Below are 15525 nucleotides of genomic sequence, written 5' to 3'. Positions count from 1 at the left end.
GCCGGGCCCGGGACCTGCGGTGGGCGCGGCCGGAGTCCCGCAGGGGGAGCACGGGGACCACCGTCGGAGCCCGGTCCCTACTGTGGGCGCGGTGAGCACCCCCGCGGCAGCGCCGTCGACCCCGGTCCAGCTCGTGGCCTCCCTGCGGCTGGTCGCACTGGTCGTCACCGCGGTGATCGTGGCCCTCGCCGCCGTGCTGCTGGTGGTGGTCCTGCCGGAGTCCGGCACGGGCCTCGTCGGCCTGGGCGTCGGGCTCGTCCTCGGGGTGGCCGCCCTGGTCGCCTCACGGGTGGTGCCGCCCCGCCGGGCGGCGCCGATGGTCGTGGACCAGTCGCAGCAGGAGGTGCTGGCGCAGGTGCGGGGCTCGGCGTTCGTCGCCCTGGTCGTGGTGGAGGTGGTGGCCGTGCTGGCGTTCGCGGTCTCGGTGGTGGTCGACGACCGCGGGCCCTACCTGGTGGCCGCGCCTCTGGCGGTGGTGGCGCTGCTGCTCAACGCCACGAGCGCACCTGCCCTGCGTCGGCACCTCACTCACCTGGAGTCGGCCGGGGTCACCTCGGGTGTGCGGCTGTGACGGAACCGTCGACGCCGTTCTACGACGTCGTCCGGGCGCGCCGTGACGTGCGGGCGGAGTTCACCGGCGAACCGGTCGAGCCGGACGTGCTGGAGCGGGTGCTGGCCGCCGCGCACGCCGCCCCCAGCGTCGGCATGACCCAGCCGTGGGACTTCATCCTGGTGCGTGCGCCGCAGACGCTGCGGCGCTTCGCCTCCCACGTCGCGGAGAAGCGGGTGGAGTTCGGCGCCTCGTTGCCGGCAGACCGAGCGGCGACCTTCGCTCCCATCAAGGTGGAGGGCATCACCGAGAGCGGGCTCGGAGTCGTCGTGACCCACGACCGGACGCGCGGCGGGGACCACGTGCTGGGCCGGGCGACGGTCGCGGACACGGGGGTGTTCTCCACCGTGCTGGCCGTGCAGAACCTGTGGCTGGCCGCGACCGCCGAGGGGCTGGGCGTCGGGTGGGTCAGCTTCTACGACGAGCCCGTGCTGGGTGAGCTGGTGCGCCTGCCGGAGCACGTGCGGCCGATCGCCTGGTTGTGCGTCGGCCGCGTGGCCGCGGTGCAGGCGGTGCCGGACCTGGAGCGGCTCGGCTGGCGTGCGCGGCGTCCGCTCGCCGAAGCCGTGCACGCCGAGCGCTGGTCGCCCCGCCCCTCCTGAGCCCCGGTCCCCGCTCTCCTCGTCCACCGCCAAGTGCGGGCTATTGGCGGTCATTCCGGGGCGGATGACCGCGAATAGCCCGCACTTGGCGGTTCAGGGGCCGGGGCAGGAGCGTTCAGGCGTTGCCGGCGTCCGTGGTGGACGGCCCGGCGGCGTGCACGTCGTCGATGCGGTACTTCTGCGCAGCCTCGACGGCCTTGCCCGGATCCAGCTCCCCGGAGCGGCCCAGCGCCGCGAGCACGGCGACCACCACGGACTCGGCGTCCACGTTGAACACCCGGCGCGCGGCCGGGCGGGTGTCGGAGAACCCGAACCCGTCCGTGCCGAGGGTGACGTAGTCGCCCGGGACCCACTGGCGGATCAGGTCCGGCACGGCTCGCATCCAGTCCGAGACCGCGACCACGGGCCCCTGGGCGTCGGCCAGCACCGTGGTCACCCACGGCGTGCGCGGGGTGTCCCCGGGGTGCAGCAGGGCCTCACGCTCGGCGGCCACCCCGTCACGGCGCAGCTCGGTCCACGACGTCGCCGACCACACGTCCGCGACCACGCCCCAGTCGGTGGCCAGCAGCTCCTGGGCCTTGAGCGCCCACTGCATGCCCACGCCCGAGCTGACCACCTGTGCGCGCGGACCCTCGCCGGAGCCGACCTTGAACTTGTACAGCCCCTTGACGATCCCCTCGGTGTCCACGCCCTCGGGCTCGGCCGGCTGCACGTAGGGCTCGTTGTAGATCGTCAGGTAGTAGTAGATGTTCTCGGCGTTCTCGCCGTACATCCGGCGCAGCCCGTCCTTGACGATGTGGCCGATCTCGAACCCGAACGCCGGGTCGTAGGCCACCACCGCGGGGTTGGTCGCGGCGAGCAGCATCGAGTGCCCGTCGGCGTGCTGCAGGCCCTCACCGGTGAGCGTCGTGCGCCCGGCGGTGGCGCCGAGGGCGAACCCCCGGGTCATCTGGTCGGCCGCGGCCCAGAGACCGTCGCCGGTCCGCTGGAAGCCGAACATCGAGTAGAAGATGTAGATCGGGATCATCGGTTCGCCGTGGGTGGCGTAGGAGGTGCCGACGGCAGTGAAGGAGGCCGTGGAGCCACCCTCGTTGATGCCCTCGTGCAGGATCTGGCCCTGCTCGCTCTCCTTGTAGGCGAGCATCAGCTCGGCGTCGACCGACGTGTACAGCTGCCCGTGCGGGTTGTAGATCTTCAGCGTCGGAAACATGGAGTCCATCCCGAAGGTCCGCGCCTCGTCCGGGATGATCGGCACGATCCGCTTGCCCAGCTCCGGGTCGCGCAGCAGCTCCTTGAGCAGCCGGACGAAGGCCATGGTCGTGGCCACCTCCTGCTTGCCCGAGCCGCGCTTGACCACGTCGTAGGTCTTGTCGGCCGGTTGGGCCAGCGGTTTGGCGACCAGGGTGCGGCTGGGCACGTAGCCCCCGAGGATGCGGCGCCGCTCCTGCATGTACTGGATCGCCGGGTCGTCCTGGCCCGGGTGGTAGTACGGCGGCAGGTACGGGTCACGGTCGAGCACCTCGTCGGAGATGGGGATGTGCTGGCGGTCGCGCAGCAGCTTGAGGTCGTCGATCGTGAGCTTCTTCATCTGGTGCGTGGCGTTGCGGCCCTCGAAGTGCGTGCCCAACCCGTAGCCCTTGATGGTCTTGGCCAGGATGACCGTGGGCTGCCCCTTGTGGGCGGTGGCCGCGGCGTAGGCGGCGTGCACCTTGCGGTAGTCGTGCCCACCTCGCTTGAGGTTCCAGATCTCGTCGTCGGTCATCCGGTTGACGAGCTCCTTGGTCCGCGGGTCGCGGCCGAAGAAGTGCTCGCGGACGTAGGAGCCGTCGTTGGCCTTGTAGGTCTGGTAGTCCCCGTCCGGGGTGGTGTTCATCAGGTTGACCAGGGCGCCGTCGCGGTCGCCGTGCAGCAGCGCGTCCCACTCCCGACCCCAGACGACCTTGATGACGTTCCACCCGGCGCCGCGGAAGAAGCTCTCCAGCTCCTGGATGATCTTGCCGTTCCCGCGGACGGGACCGTCCAGGCGCTGCAGGTTGCAGTTGATGACGAAGTTGAGGTTGTCGAGGCCCTCGGTGGCCGCGACGTGCACCAGCCCGCGGCTCTCCGGCTCGTCCATCTCGCCGTCGCCCAGGAACGCCCACACGTTCTGGTCGGAGGTGTCCTTGATGCCCCGGTCGTGCAGGTAGCGGTTGAACCGAGCCTGGTAGATCGCGTTCATCGGACCCAGCCCCATCGAGACGGTGGGGAACTCCCAGAACTCGGGCAGCAGCCGCGGGTGCGGGTAGGACGGGAGACCGCCCGCGTCGCCCGCGTGGCTGTGCTCCTGGCGGAAGCCGTCGAGCTGCTCGGCGGAGAGACGGCCCTCGAGGAACGCGCGCGCGTAGATTCCGGGGGAGGCGTGACCCTGGATGTAGATCTGGTCGCCGCCACCGGCGTGGCCCTTGGCGCGGAAGAAGTGGTTGAAGCCCACCTCGTACAGCGCGGCCGAGGAGGCGTACGTGGAGATGTGGCCACCGACGCCGACCCCGGGGCGCTGGGCACGGTGCACCATGACCGCGGCGTTCCAGCGGATCCACGCGCGGTAGCGGCGCTCGACGTCCTCGTCGCCGGGGAACCACGGCTCGTTCTCGGTGGGGATGGTGTTGACGTAGTCGGTCGAGGTCAGCGCGGGGATGGCCACTCGCTTCTCCCCGGCGCGCTCGAGCAGGCGCAGCATGAGGTAGCGCGCACGCTGGGGTCCGGCGTGCTCCAGCGCGGCGTCGAAGGACTCCAGCCACTCGCTGGTCTCCTGCGGGTCGATGTCCGGCAGGTACGAGGCGACGCCCTCCCGGATGACCCGGACGCGGGGGGTGCTGCCGGCGGTCGGCTGATCAGCCAACGTGTGCTCCTCACTGGTGGGGAACGCCCCGGTCCCCAGGGTTTCGGGGGTGGAGCACTCCGGTGCCGGACGCCCGACCGCAGGAGGCCCGGACGTACGCGATGATCGTGCCTCACCGACGTCGGTCTGGGTGAGCCGGAGGTCTACCGACGGGTAGCGACAGGTGCGCGCGGCGCGCCCGGCAGAGGGGCTGGCTTGCGCAGGTCGCTCGCAGCCTGTTCGCTCTCGGGGAGACCGACAGCACACCGGGCCATCTTCGACGGGCCCGACACCGTGAACGACGACGCAGAGGAGGACCACACCGTGGTCGCCGCGGGGGATTCCCGGAACGACGCCGAGAAGCTGGGCATCACGCACGGGATGGTGGTGCAGGAGCTCGGCTGGGACGAGGACGTGGACGACGACCTCCGTGCCACCGTGGAGCAGCAGTGCGGTGGCGAGATGGTCGACGAGGGTTCCGACGACGTCGTCGACGTGGTGCTGCTGTGGTGGCGGGACGGGGACGGCGACCTGGTCGATGCCCTCGTGGACGCGATCAGTCCGCTGGCCGACGACGGGTCGGTGTGGGTGCTGAGCCCGAAGACGGGACAGCCCGGCCACGTCGAGCCCAGCGAGATCGCCGAGGCCGCGCCCACGGCGGGCCTCACCCAGACGCTGACGATGAACCTGGGTGACTGGGCGGCCAACCGCCTCGTGCAGCCGAAGGCCCGAGCCAAGCGCTGAGGCTCCGGCCGGCCGACCGGCGGTGTCGGTCCCGCTCGGTACTCTGCACCCGCCCGGGCGCACCTCGCCCCGTGGCGACACAGGAGGAGCACCCATGCCGCTCGACGTCGGCGCCGTCGCACCGGACTTCACGCTCAAGGACCAGAACAACCAGGAGGTCTCCCTCTCGGACTTCCGGGGCGAGAAGAACGTCCTGGTCGTGTTCTACCCGCTGGCCTTCACCGGCACCTGCCAGGGAGAGCTCTGCCAGGTGCGCGACGAGCTGCCCAAGTTCCAGAACGACGACACCGCGATACTCGCGATCTCGGTCTGCGCCTCGCCCACCCACAAGGTGTGGGCCGCCGAGCAGGGCTACACCTTCCCGCTGCTGGCCGACTTCTGGCCGCACGGTGCCGTCGCACAGGCGTACGGGGTGTTCAACGAGACCACCGGCTTCGCCAACCGCGGCACCTTCGTGGTCGACAAGGAGGGCACCATCCGGTTCGCCGAGATGAACGGCCCCGGCGAGCCCCGCGACCAGTCCGCCTGGGACGCCGCGCTCGGCAGGCTGGTCGCCTGAGCCGACGCCGTCCCGCGGGACCGCAGCGGTTCCCGGGGACGGTCCCGTCGACCGCACCGTGTCCCGGGACGATCCCGCGGGACCGCACTCGGGCGCGTAGCTCAGCGGTAGAGCACCTGTCTTACACACAGGCGGTCGCAGGTTCGAGACCTGCCGCGCCCACCCTCTTGAGCTGCAGTGATGCGGAAGGATTAGTCTGTCCACACAGGATTGCGCTGTCGCATGTCATCGCAGTTCTGAAGCGACAAGCGGACGCGTGGTGTAGCCAGGGCCCCCAGGGTTGCCCCTTGACGACGGCCCGGCGGATCATTCCTGGAAGTGCTGAGCCGGGCGTGGCCGATCGTTCTCCTGCTTGGAAGCGTCGCGCAGCTCGGCGTCATGACCACCGTCGACACGCCCCCTTGCAGGCCGGTTTGCGCGGCGGACGACCCTGCGCGGACGTGATGCCGGACCCGCTCGGAGGGTGTCTCGGTTCCCTGGACGTAGGACGACGGTCGGCGCCGTACGACGCCCCTCCACCGAAACGCTCTCCGGACGAGGCCTACGGGACGCGGCGGCACCAACACCCCCGTTTCGCTGCCGCGATCCCGGGAGCGGGTTCGGCTTACGGGACGTACACCCACCGACGTGTGATCGGCATCGTGGACCGACGTGGTGGGACTCCTTCCGGGGCGTGGCGGTCTCGTCGCACTCGGGGAGATTGTTCGACAACTGTGGTTCTGGCGACGCCCATCGGGTAGACAACGCCTGAGATCACTCGTCGTCCCGAGCCGTTCTGCGACCCTGCTCTGATGGCGTCGGTGTCGCCATCGAAGAACGGACCACACAGATGAGGGACACGAGCCGCACCACCACGTGGACGTCCCGGTGACGCTCAGCCTCACAGCGCAGGAGCGGGTGGCGAAGGGCGTGGCCGCTCGAGATCACCAGCGGCCTGCCGACCTCGGCGCGTGGGATCCGCGGACCCGGGGCCACGACGCCCTGGAAACCGTGTTGGCCCAGGAGAACATTCGGCAGCAGGATCTGCTCCCGATCCGCCACGGTCGGATGTCCGCTTCCCCCTGGACGTACTACCGGGGTGCCGCGGCTGTCGCTGCAGCCGACCTGGGTTCGCGGCCGGATACCGGGCTCACCGTCCAGCTCTGCGGGGACGCGCACATCCTGAACTTTGGGCTGTGGGCCACCCCGGAGCGCAACCTCTCCTTCGATCTGCGGGACTTCGACGAGACCCTGCCGGGGCCGTTCGAGTGGGACGTGTCCCGACTGGTCGCCAGCATCGCAGTCCTGGCCAGGGACGCCGGCCTCAAGCAGGCTGTGGCGGACAGGGCGGTCGCGGCGTGTCTGGGCTCCTACCGGATGCGGATGGCCGGGTACAGCACCGCCAAGCAGCTCGATATCTGGTACGACAAGATCACCGTCGACAACCTCATCGGCGCGTTCAACACCGCGGACCAGAAGCGCGCGAGCTCTCTGATCGCGAGGACGGCGACGAAGAAGACCAGCGCCGGAGCGGCCAAGAAACTCACCGAGCGCGTCGACGGGGAGTGGCGGATCACTGACGAACCACCGATCCGCACCCACCTGGAGCACTTCGCCGCCGAGTCGGTCTACCGCGCGTACCGAGACTCGTTGGATGAGGACCGTCGGCACCTGCTGGACCGCTTCACCGCGGTGGACGGCGTCCAGCACATCGTCGGTGTCGGCAGCGTCGGGATGCGGGTGTACCTGATCCTGCTCAACGGCCGCCACGACAACGACCCGCTGTTCCTGCAGATCAAGCAGGCCGGACCGTCGGTGTACGAACCGTTCTGCGGCGCCAGCCTGCACCCCAACCACGGCCAGCGGGTGGTGACCGGGCAGCGGCTCATCCAGAGCGCCACCGACATCTTCGTCGGCTGGACCACCGCCCTGGGTCACGACTTCTACGTCCGGCAGTTCCGCGACATGAAGGTCATCGCCGACGCCGAGATCCTCGCCCCCCGACTCGCTGAGTTCGCCACCGCCTGCGGCGGCGCCCTGGCCCGATCCCACGCGCGCAGCGGGGACCCGATCGCCATCAACGCCTACATCGGCAAGGGCCGAAAGTTCGACGAGGCCCTCGGTCACTTCGCGGTCGCCTACGCCGACCAGACCGCCGTCGATCACCAGCAGCTCGTCGACGCCGTCCGATCCGGAGCCATCCCCAGTACGCCGGGCTGGTGAGCGCTGCCCTCACCCCAACCACCACCCCGTAGCAGAAGCAGACAGGTCTGCCGGGCGACGGTCGGTCACCGCGACGCCGGAGCATGGCCGTCCTGATCGCTTGCCGAGGACGTCCGCTCCTGCACCCCCCCGGCTTCCCCACACCCCGAACGTGGGGCGGGGAACCACAACCTGACAACCCCTCAGCCGGGCAGGCCCGGGCGTGCAGGTCGAACCCAGCGCGGGCCCGCGGCGACCACGATGGCGAGCACGGCGAGGACGACCCCCAGGACGAGACAGGTGAGCAGGACGGTGGGATAACCGTGCAGAGCCGGGTCCATGAACGGGTACGGGTAGAAGCCTGCGAGCGGACCACGGACCAGGGTGTACAGCGCGTACGCCAAGGGCACCGCGAGCCACAACAACGCCAGGCGGTAGCCGACGGCGGCAGCGCGCCCGCTCAGCAGCCAGTCGGCCAGGACGACGACCGGCATGATGTAGTGCAGCACCGTGTTGTCCCACGGCACAGCCGTCAGCTCGTCGGCGGGCCGGTTGGAGAGCAGTGTCACGAAGACGAGCACGACCGTCGTCATGTACAGCGCGACCGCACCCCGGGCGACATCGAGGCGTCGGCTGGTGAAGCCGGTCGCAGCGGCGATGCTGCCCACCACGAGGCTGACCACGGCCATCACGTTCGACTCGACGGTGAAGTAGCTGAAGAAGTTGGCGGGCACGAACCGACCACGAGCCACCAGGGTGGCGACCTCGGTGACCAGCGCACTGAAGCCGAGCAGCGCGAACACCATCCGACCCACCACGAGAGGCCCGCGCCCCAGCAACGCCCCCGTCCGGGGCTGGTACTGCTCCACACCTTCCACAGCCGCAGCCTTCCGTGTCGTTAGTCGAACCCGGTGGTAATCATGTCGTACCGATAGCCCGCGCGAACGGTGTGGACATCACCGCTGGCGACCACAACGCCGCCGGCAGACCCGGTTGAGAGCACCCACCTACCAACCGTCGAGCCGACATGCCGACGCCGGCGAGCAGCGCGACCCCCACCGAGGGCCCCGCTGCTCGGGCCTGTGAGCGTCGCGGGCTGCTCGAAGTCGGCAGGCCTCACCACGCACGCAGGCTCTCGATATCTCTCAGGCCCTGGGCGCCATCGGCCCGTTTCCGGTCAGGGATCGTCGACGACCATCCGGGCCAGGCGGAGCCGGGCTACCGAGGTCAGAGCCGCATTGTGGCGAGACACGAGGACCTCCAGGTCGTCAGTGGTCGATTCAGCAGCCCCACCCCACGACAGGGGGTCCTCCCCGACCAAGATCAATCAGAGAGGTAGCCAGGGGCCCGCGGACCGGGTTCCTGGGGTGCTCGGTGATCGCACTGGCAGGACCCGACGCATCCGCGAGGCGGCTGCGCAGGTCGCCACCCAGGCTGGGCGGCGGGCCCGCGCGGACCAGGAGCGGGACAGGGCGGCTCTTGAGCGTCGCTGCCGCTCGGAGGCCGGTGAACCGGTGCGCGGGCGTATCCCGGACGGGCCGCACCGCCTCGGCGAGGCCCGGGCGCACGTGGCGCGCGCGGTCGCCGAGCATCAGGCCAAGCTTGACCGGCGCGCGGCCGCCGTCGCCGAGGGTCGGACCCTGCCGGGGCGGCCTCCGGTGCCGATGGAGGCCAGCAGCACGGTTGCGCGGGCCCGCCGGGTGGTCGACGCTGCTGAGCTGGTCCGCGCAACGGCAACCAGGTCCGGTCGCTCCGCGAGGGCTGGCCTGCCGCGGATCGTTGCGAACACCACCGATCCGCAGCTTCGGATCATGCCTACACGCAAGGGTTTCGTGCAGGGCTACAACACCCAGGTCGCGGTGACCGCCCATCAGGTCATCGTCGCTGTCCAGGTCGGACAGGCCACCACCGACCAAAGCTCGTTCGTGCCCATGGTCCGCGCCGCGCAGGAAGCCGCTGCGCTCCTGCATGCCGGCGTCTGATGCGCGGCTTTGAGCTGGTCCCGGTTCTTGCCCAACGCGATCAGCCGTGGCGGGCCGGGCGCGGCGAGGTTGGTGTCGCTGGCATACCCGGGGTCGGCGAGCACCGTGCCGATCACGTGCTCCTCGCTGCCTGTGCGGGCATCGAGGCGAGCAACGACGTTGTCTCCTACCTCCTGGCCGTCTGCTGCACCGTGGCGATCGCTGGAGTGCAGCCGGCGGCCTCGACCGACTCCGCACTGCTGTCACACTGCCGCGATGACCGAGAACCCCGTGGACGCCACCTCGTCGCCAGCGCCGGCTCCGCCGGATCCGTCGTGGGTCACCTGGGGTGTGCGCGTCGTCGCCGCGGCCGGTGTCCTGGTTGTTGCCTGGGCGTGCGTGACCGGGTGGGGCGCGATCGTCCACGGCCACCCGCTTTACGCCGTGCTGCTCCTCGCGACCCTGATCGGATCGGCGTTCATCGGCCGGCGAACGCTGCACCCCCGTGCCACCCGAACCGGATGGCGCCGCGCCATCCGCATTGTTCTGGTCGTCGCCTCTGTTGGGTGGGTCGGGCTCATGGTGTGGCTGCGACCCTTCACCGCGGTCGAACCTGCCCTCGCGGCGATGAGCTCCGATGCCAAGGTCACCGTCGCGGAGTACCCAACCCAGATCGTCATGAGCCCGACCGGTTCCGCGAGCGACACCGGGGTGTTCTTCCAGCCCGGCGCCAAGGTCGACGCCCGCGCCTACGCAGCGGTGCTGCGACCTCTGGCCGAAGCCGGGTTCACCGTCATCATCCCCAAGCAGCCCCTGGGTATCGCCTTTCTCTCCATCACCACCTTCGATGCCACCAAGCCGGCTTATCCGGCCATCACGCGGTGGGTCGTGGGCGGGCACTCCCTCGGCGGATCCATCGCCGCGATGCAAGCCAACTCCGGTGACCACGACCCCACCGCGCCAGTCGTCGGGCTCCTGCTCTACGCCTCCTACCCCATCTCCGACCTCAGCACCTCGCTGAGTGCGAAGGTGCTGTCGGTCTCGGCGACCAACGATGGACTTGCCACGCCGGACAAGGTCGAGGCCTCCAGGCCAATGCTGCCGGCCGGGTCGACGTTCACCCCGATCGACGGGTCCGTGCACGCCTTCTTCGGCGACTACGGACCGCAACCCGGTGACGGGACACCTGCGATCAGCCACGACGACGCCCGTACCCAGATCTCGCGTGACAGCGTCGACTTCGTCCGCACCCTCAGCAAGTGACCCCCGCGCGTTGCCGCTAGCGGCCTGCCACGGTCAACGGAAGAGTTTATGGAGCCAAACAAAATACTTTCGTTGGGTAACTTGATCATGAGCACCGTGGGCCCCCTTATCAATCAAACGAGCCAGCTCCAAACCCGGCCCCCGGAAGTTGTCAAGGTGGTTGAGGCCAGTGGGAGTTATGCGGCTGCGGTGACGGTCTCCTGTTGTTGATCTTCGGGGTGGTGGATCGGGTGGTTGATCCAGGCGGCCTGGGGTAGGTCGAGGATCCTTGGGTTGATGCTGCTGGTGAACCTGTTCGGGGTGGCAACGCGGGCGGCAGCGAGGGTTCGTCGTCGGCGTTGGTCGGTGTCGGCGGCGAGGCCGTAGTGCACGTTGGCGGGGGTGTGCAGACCAATACCGCTGTGGTGGTGGTCGTGGTTGTAGTGCTGCACGAACTCGTCGAAGAACGTGCGCGCGTGCTGCAGCGACCCGAACCGGTCGGGGAACACCGGGGCGTATTTGAGGGTCTTGAACCAGGCCTCGGAGAATGGGTTGTCATTGGATACCCGTGGGCGGGAGTGCGAGCGGGTCACGCCGAGATCAGAGAGCAAAGCGGTCACGGTCTTCGATGTCATCGAGGTACCCCGGTCGGCGTGCACGACCTGTGGGGTGCCGTGGATGGTGAAGGTGCGGCGCATCATCTCCTCGGCCAGCACGGCGGATTCGGTTGGGTGAACGCACGCGCCGACGATGTAGCGGGAGTAGATGTCGATCATCACGTAGGCGTCGAAGTAGGCGCCCTTGACTGGGCCCCGCAGCTTGGTGATGTCCCAGGTGAACACCTGGCCCGGGCCGGTCGCAACCAGCTCCGGGCGCACCCGGGCCGGGTGCCGCGCCAACCTGCGTCGGTCGGTGACTTGGGCGTTCGCAGCCAGCACCCGGTACATGGTCGACACCGAACACAGGTACCGGCCCGCCTCCAGCAGCGCCGCGTAGACCTGTACCGGGGTGCGGTCGACGAACTCAGAGCTGTTGAGCACGGCCAGCACCTGCGCACGCTCACCGTCGGTGAGCCGGTTCGCTGGCAGTGGCCGCGAGAACCGACGTGGCGACGACGCTGCCACTCGCCCCGCGGTGGCCCGCGCCACCCCGGTCAGCCCGGCTGCGGCCCGGGTTGTGACACCGGCAGCGGTCAACGAGCGGTAAGCGTTCATCAGCGCCGCTTGGGCTGCGGGTCCTCCTGCGCGCTCTCGGAGATCTCCTCCAAGAGCGCGTGTGCTTTTCCCATGATGTCCAAGGCCACCTCCGTCCGCGCCAGACGCCGCTCGGCCTTCCCCAACTGCGCCCGCAGCCGGGCGATCTCGAGCTGCTCCACGGTCAGCCGGCCGACCTTGCTGCTGGCGGGGCGGCCCTCCAGCACCCCGGCGTCGCGCAGCTTGCGCCACTCGGTGACCTGCGAGGAGTACAGCCCTTCCCGGCGCAGATACGCCCCACCTTGGGAGGCCTGGCAGGCCTGGTCGTAGGCCGCCAGGTGCTGCAGCTTCTCCGCCGCGGCAAACGTTCGGCGCCGCGATGGGCCACCAGCCCGCGGCCCGGAACCACTCATCAACCCATCATCAACGACAGGGACAGACAGCATCGAACTCGACATGATCATCACCCTGAATCTCGCCCTGCCCAAGCGGACTTGCTCCGAGCCACTGGCCTCAACTCACCCTGACAGGCAGGGCCCGGCCCTGAGACGTGCGCCGTAGAGCGATCCGCAGCGGGACGTCCGCGGTGCGGCCGTAGAGCCGCTGCGTGACCGGAGCGGGTTCGGATTGCGAGACGCGAGCGACGGTGCGACGACGGGTTCCTCGAACCGTCGATCCGACGCAGCACCCCCTGAGCCGTAGTGAGCGCCCATACGCACGTCAGCTACTCGTGGAGGCGGTGCTGGCCCTGCCCAGCGGTGCCACACTTCGACTGTGGACCTTGACGACAAGAGCGCCCGGATGGCCTTGCTACGGCTGGGCTTCCTGGAAGCTATCTCAGCTGCCCTCGCAGACAGGACTGCCATCTTCGAGTTGATCTCGAAGTCGGCGAATCGCGACAACGCCCTGAACGCGATCGTGCGGCACCTCGGAATCGAGAAGCATCACGCTCAAGCGGTCCTGGACCTACCGCTGACGAGCTTCACGATGGCCGCCACGACCGCCACCAATGCAGAACTGAGGGAAGTCCGCTCTCACGCATCTACGCACCGCGAAGGAACAGGTGCCGCTGAGCACTAACCGGACAAGGAGGCGGCCCTGGTCGCCTTCGCCAGCCGAGCGGAAACCCTTGCGGGTAACACTTGACGGCCGCCCGATGCAGGATCGCTCAGCGGGCTCTGTAGATCTCACGTCGGTGTCCGACGCGGAGTACCAGCACGAGAAGTTCCTCGTCTTCGATCTCGTACACGATGCGGTAGTCGCCGGTGCGAACTCTCCACTCGCCAGCGCCGCCGACGAGCTGGGTCGCCGCAGGTGGCCGCGGATCGGAGCTCAGCAGCTCCAGCGCTGCCTGCATCTGGCGACGGACTTGCGGATCGAACTTGCGCATCTGACGCGCTGCAGCAGGGGTCAACGTGATGCGGTAGGTCATGCCAAGCCGAGATCTGCCTTGACCTGCTCCCACGGGATTGGTGTCGCACCCGTCGTTCGCATCTCAGTCCGCGCCGCCTCGGCAGCCCGGATGTCGGACATGTCCTCGGCGAGCTGCAGGATCTCGTCGAGGTCGTCTGCGTCGATCACCGCGGCGACCCGCCGACCCCGGCGGGCGAGGTAGACCGGCGCATGCTCAGCACGGGCGCGGTCGATGATCGCGGCCAGTTGTTGGCGCGCTTCCGACACTGCGAACGTGGCCTCGACCGTCATGTACCAAGCGTACATCGATAGCCGCTCTTGTACAGATGGGGTCGCGAATGGCCACCAGTGACCGGTGGGCGAACCCGCCGCGGTGAGCAAGTCCAGCTGAGGACGGTCGGGCTCCCCCGTTCGGTAGGGGATCCCCAACCGGGCGTCCTATCCGCTCGCGTGCTGGTCGAGGTACTCCGTCAGCGCAATCCGCATGAGCGCGGAGTAGTCGTTCGCTCCGCCTGCCTGTATGAAAGCGAGCCCGCGCTTGTCGAGCTCTTCTGGCAGGGTCGCCTGCCGCTTGGGGGAGCGCCCCGCCGGGCGGGTGCGACCCAACGTCTTACGCCCGCGCACCGCGGCTTGCACCGCCTCGGGCCCGCCCAGTGCCTGCTCGAGCAGGGCGCGGCCGTGCTGCGCAGCGGCTTTACCCCGCAGCGCGGTGCCCGACCTGGCTGGCAAGGCCATCTCGTTCTCGGCCCAGCTCGCGGCCGCATGGTCGCGTGCAGCTGTCGTGGTCCCTGTCTGGGTCTCGTTCACGGTTTCTCCTTCATCCTGGCCAGGTGCTTAGCCCGTGCGGGCATGACGTGGAAGATGTGCACGCCCCGGGGTGGAGTCGACTCGACCATGACTTCCAGCAGCGGCGCGCTTCGATCGCGCTGGGGGCCGATGTAGAGCGTTGGGCTGATCGTGGCCGGCGGACGCGGGTCGTCGAACGTTGTCTCGACGTAGATCGCGTTCACCATCGCGTGCAACGCATCCTCGTGGGACACACCGTGCTTGTCGGCTGCCGCCGACCACGTCACCCCTACGTCCAATAATGTACGCCCCAATAGTCGCCGGGGCCAGGATTGACCTCACCGCCGGCCGGGGCCACGCGTGTGAGCCGTCCCGACCAGCGATCCCCAACCGCGCGCGGGGCGGGGCTCGACACGTTGCAGCTCGGCAGGACGGAACCTGAGCGGCCGCCGAGCACGGTGTCCTTGCTTTCTGCCGATCCTGCTCGGGGCGGAGGCAGCTCGTGGTGGACACTTGACATTGGTGATCATCAGCAGCTGAGCGGCCAGGAGACGACGTGGGGAGACAGGATGCAGCGGGTCGAAGGACTGGTGGCCGTGATCACCGGTGGTGCGAGCGGGATCGGGCGGGCCGCCGCGGGTCGGCTTGCTGCCGAGGGGGCCGCGGTGGTCATCGGGGACCTGCGCGAGGGTGACGCTGCCCGGGCTGCATCCGAGATCATCGACGCCGGCGGGCGCGCCGTCGGGATGGCGGTGGACGTGATGGACGAGGCGTCGCTGGCGCTGCTGGTCGACACCGCGGCGAGCAGGTTCGGCCGGTTGGACATCATGTGCAACCACGTCGGGGGCAGCAACCCGCGCAAGGACCTGGACGTAGTCGGCATGGACCTCCACGAGTTTGATCGCATCATCGCCCTCAACGTGCGCAGCACCGTGCTCGGTTGCCGCCTGGCCATCCCGCACATGATCGAGGCTGGCGGCGGCTCGATCGTCAACACGGCCTCGGTCGGGGGGCTCTCCGGCGACTTCGTCCAGACCGGGTACGGCACCGCGAAGGCCGCGGTCATCCGGCTGACCCAGTACGTCGCCACCCAGTACGGGCACCGGAACATCCGGTGCAACGCTGTCGCCCCGGCGCGGTCATGACCCCGTCGCTGCGAGACAACCTGCCCGCCGAGATGGTTGAGGGCATCCGCCGGCACAACGCGGTGCCCTTCATCGGCGACCCCGAGGACGTCGCCGCCGTCATGGTGTTCCTGGCCTCGCCGGAGTCCCGCTACGTCACCGGCCAGGTCATCGCGGTGGACGGCGGGCTGATGAGCCACAGCCCGATCGCGGAAACCCGCCGCCCGGACTCCGCGCGCTGAGGATGGGCACC

Annotated in this window: 15 protein-coding genes, 1 tRNA gene and 1 pseudogene; 10 read left to right on the top strand and 7 right to left on the bottom strand. The window is 69.4% G+C overall.

Translation table 11 applies throughout. The features are described from left to right. The first annotated feature begins 91 nt into the window (after positions 1-91). Positions 92-571 (top strand): hypothetical protein, encoded by a 480-nt coding sequence (locus tag RHODO2019_RS10655; RefSeq protein WP_265381777.1) that lies wholly within the window; start codon positions 92-94, stop codon positions 569-571. Next, positions 568-1212: a 5,6-dimethylbenzimidazole synthase gene (gene bluB / locus RHODO2019_RS10650; protein WP_265381776.1), complete on the top strand. Its 645-nt coding sequence runs from the start codon at positions 568-570 to the stop codon at positions 1210-1212. The genes RHODO2019_RS10655 and bluB overlap by 4 nt, the downstream gene beginning before the upstream one ends. A 115-nt stretch (positions 1213-1327) precedes the next feature. On the opposite strand, the gene aceE is transcribed toward bluB, so the two are convergent. Then, entirely contained in the window at positions 1328-4090 is a 2763-nt protein-coding gene (gene aceE / locus RHODO2019_RS10645) for a pyruvate dehydrogenase (acetyl-transferring), homodimeric type (RefSeq protein WP_265381775.1), read from the bottom strand. A 303-nt stretch (positions 4091-4393) separates the two neighbouring features. Here aceE and RHODO2019_RS10640 point away from each other — a divergent pair, with 303 nt between their 5' ends. From RHODO2019_RS10640 to RHODO2019_RS10625, 4 genes are all read left to right on the top strand, one after another. Continuing rightward, positions 4394-4813 carry a DUF3052 domain-containing protein gene (locus RHODO2019_RS10640; protein WP_265384730.1) on the top strand — a complete coding sequence of 140 codons (420 nt, stop codon included), beginning with the start codon at positions 4394-4396 and terminating at the stop codon, positions 4811-4813. A gap of 94 nt (positions 4814-4907) precedes the next feature. Continuing rightward, positions 4908-5372 carry a peroxiredoxin gene (locus RHODO2019_RS10635; protein ID WP_265381774.1) on the top strand — a complete coding sequence of 155 codons (465 nt, stop codon included), beginning with the start codon at positions 4908-4910 and terminating at the stop codon, positions 5370-5372. Positions 5373-5462: 90 nt separating this feature from the next. Continuing rightward, positions 5463-5534, top strand: a tRNA-Val gene (locus RHODO2019_RS10630). 885 nt (positions 5535-6419) lie between these two features. Continuing rightward, positions 6420-7574, top strand: coding sequence for a DUF2252 domain-containing protein (locus RHODO2019_RS10625; protein ID WP_265381773.1), 1155 nt, complete (start codon positions 6420-6422; stop codon positions 7572-7574). A 182-nt stretch (positions 7575-7756) separates the two neighbouring features. Here RHODO2019_RS10625 and RHODO2019_RS10620 read toward each other — a convergent pair whose 3' ends face one another. After that, positions 7757-8359, bottom strand: coding sequence for a Pr6Pr family membrane protein (locus tag RHODO2019_RS10620; protein WP_265381772.1), 603 nt, complete (start codon positions 8357-8359; stop codon positions 7757-7759). A 561-nt stretch (positions 8360-8920) separates the two neighbouring features. Between RHODO2019_RS10620 and RHODO2019_RS10615 the strand changes: the two genes are divergently transcribed. Continuing rightward, the gene (locus RHODO2019_RS10615; protein ID WP_265384914.1) at positions 8921-9535 is read left to right on the top strand and encodes a hypothetical protein; all 615 of its coding nucleotides are present in this window, start codon (positions 8921-8923) and stop codon (positions 9533-9535) included. Positions 9536-9790: 255 nt separating this feature from the next. Beyond that, positions 9791-10777, top strand: a complete 987-nt coding sequence (locus RHODO2019_RS10610; protein WP_265381771.1) for an alpha/beta hydrolase — start codon at positions 9791-9793, stop codon at positions 10775-10777. A 176-nt stretch (positions 10778-10953) separates the two neighbouring features. Here the strand turns inward: RHODO2019_RS10610 and RHODO2019_RS10605 are convergent. Continuing rightward, a protein-coding gene (locus tag RHODO2019_RS10605; RefSeq protein WP_265381770.1) for an IS3 family transposase occupies positions 10954-12362 on the bottom strand; the annotation gives its coding sequence in 2 pieces (ribosomal slippage) (positions 10954-12002 and positions 12002-12362; 1410 coding nt in all). A gap of 361 nt (positions 12363-12723) precedes the next feature. Between RHODO2019_RS10605 and RHODO2019_RS10600 the strand changes: the two genes are divergently transcribed. Continuing rightward, positions 12724-13029 carry a hypothetical protein gene (locus RHODO2019_RS10600; RefSeq protein ID WP_265381769.1) on the top strand — a complete coding sequence of 102 codons (306 nt, stop codon included), beginning with the start codon at positions 12724-12726 and terminating at the stop codon, positions 13027-13029. A gap of 88 nt (positions 13030-13117) precedes the next feature. On the opposite strand, the gene RHODO2019_RS10595 is transcribed toward RHODO2019_RS10600, so the two are convergent. The 4 genes from RHODO2019_RS10595 to RHODO2019_RS10580 all read right to left on the bottom strand — a co-directional run bounded on the left by RHODO2019_RS10595 (position 13118) and on the right by RHODO2019_RS10580 (position 14435). After that, positions 13118-13381: a type II toxin-antitoxin system RelE family toxin gene (locus tag RHODO2019_RS10595; RefSeq protein ID WP_265381768.1), complete on the bottom strand. Its 264-nt coding sequence runs from the start codon at positions 13379-13381 to the stop codon at positions 13118-13120. Beyond that, on the bottom strand, positions 13378-13653 hold the full coding sequence (locus RHODO2019_RS10590) for a type II toxin-antitoxin system Phd/YefM family antitoxin (RefSeq protein ID WP_265381767.1): 276 nt from the start codon (positions 13651-13653) through the stop codon (positions 13378-13380). The genes RHODO2019_RS10595 and RHODO2019_RS10590 overlap by 4 nt, the downstream gene beginning before the upstream one ends. Before the next feature lie 147 nt (positions 13654-13800). Further along, complete coding sequence (locus tag RHODO2019_RS10585; RefSeq protein WP_265381766.1) at positions 13801-14169, bottom strand: hypothetical protein; 369 nt, start codon at positions 14167-14169, stop codon at positions 13801-13803. Continuing rightward, positions 14166-14435, bottom strand: coding sequence for a hypothetical protein (locus tag RHODO2019_RS10580; protein WP_265381765.1), 270 nt, complete (start codon positions 14433-14435; stop codon positions 14166-14168). Before RHODO2019_RS10580 ends, RHODO2019_RS10585 begins: the two co-directional genes overlap by 4 nt. A 282-nt stretch (positions 14436-14717) precedes the next feature. On the opposite strand from RHODO2019_RS10580, the pseudogene RHODO2019_RS10575 reads away from it, so the two are divergent. Further along, a pseudogene (locus RHODO2019_RS10575) lies at positions 14718-15514 on the top strand (SDR family NAD(P)-dependent oxidoreductase). Positions 15515-15525 lie beyond the last annotated feature (11 nt).

The sequence above is a fragment of the Rhodococcus antarcticus genome (genome assembly GCF_026153295.1).
Taxonomy (GTDB): Bacteria; Actinomycetota; Actinomycetes; order Mycobacteriales; family Mycobacteriaceae; genus Rhodococcus_D; species Rhodococcus_D antarcticus.
Note: the sequence above shows the minus strand (reverse complement) of the source record. Positions and strands in the feature narration are given on the sequence as shown.

What these genes read in the sequence shown, in the direction of transcription:
- RHODO2019_RS10635 (WP_265381774.1), top strand. Translation starts at nt 4,908, where the DNA reads ATGCCGCTCGACGTCGGCGCCGTCGCACCGGACTTCACGCTCAAGGAC.
- RHODO2019_RS10625 (WP_265381773.1), top strand. Translation starts at nt 6,420, where the DNA reads ATGTCCGCTTCCCCCTGGACGTACTACCGGGGTGCCGCGGCTGTCGCT.
- RHODO2019_RS10620 (WP_265381772.1), bottom strand. Translation starts at nt 8,359, where the DNA reads ATGGTGTTCGCGCTGCTCGGCTTCAGTGCGCTGGTCACCGAGGTCGCC.
- RHODO2019_RS10610 (WP_265381771.1), top strand. Translation starts at nt 9,791, where the DNA reads ATGACCGAGAACCCCGTGGACGCCACCTCGTCGCCAGCGCCGGCTCCG.
- RHODO2019_RS10595 (WP_265381768.1), bottom strand. Translation starts at nt 13,381, where the DNA reads ATGACCTACCGCATCACGTTGACCCCTGCTGCAGCGCGTCAGATGCGC.
- RHODO2019_RS10590 (WP_265381767.1), bottom strand. Translation starts at nt 13,653, where the DNA reads ATGACGGTCGAGGCCACGTTCGCAGTGTCGGAAGCGCGCCAACAACTG.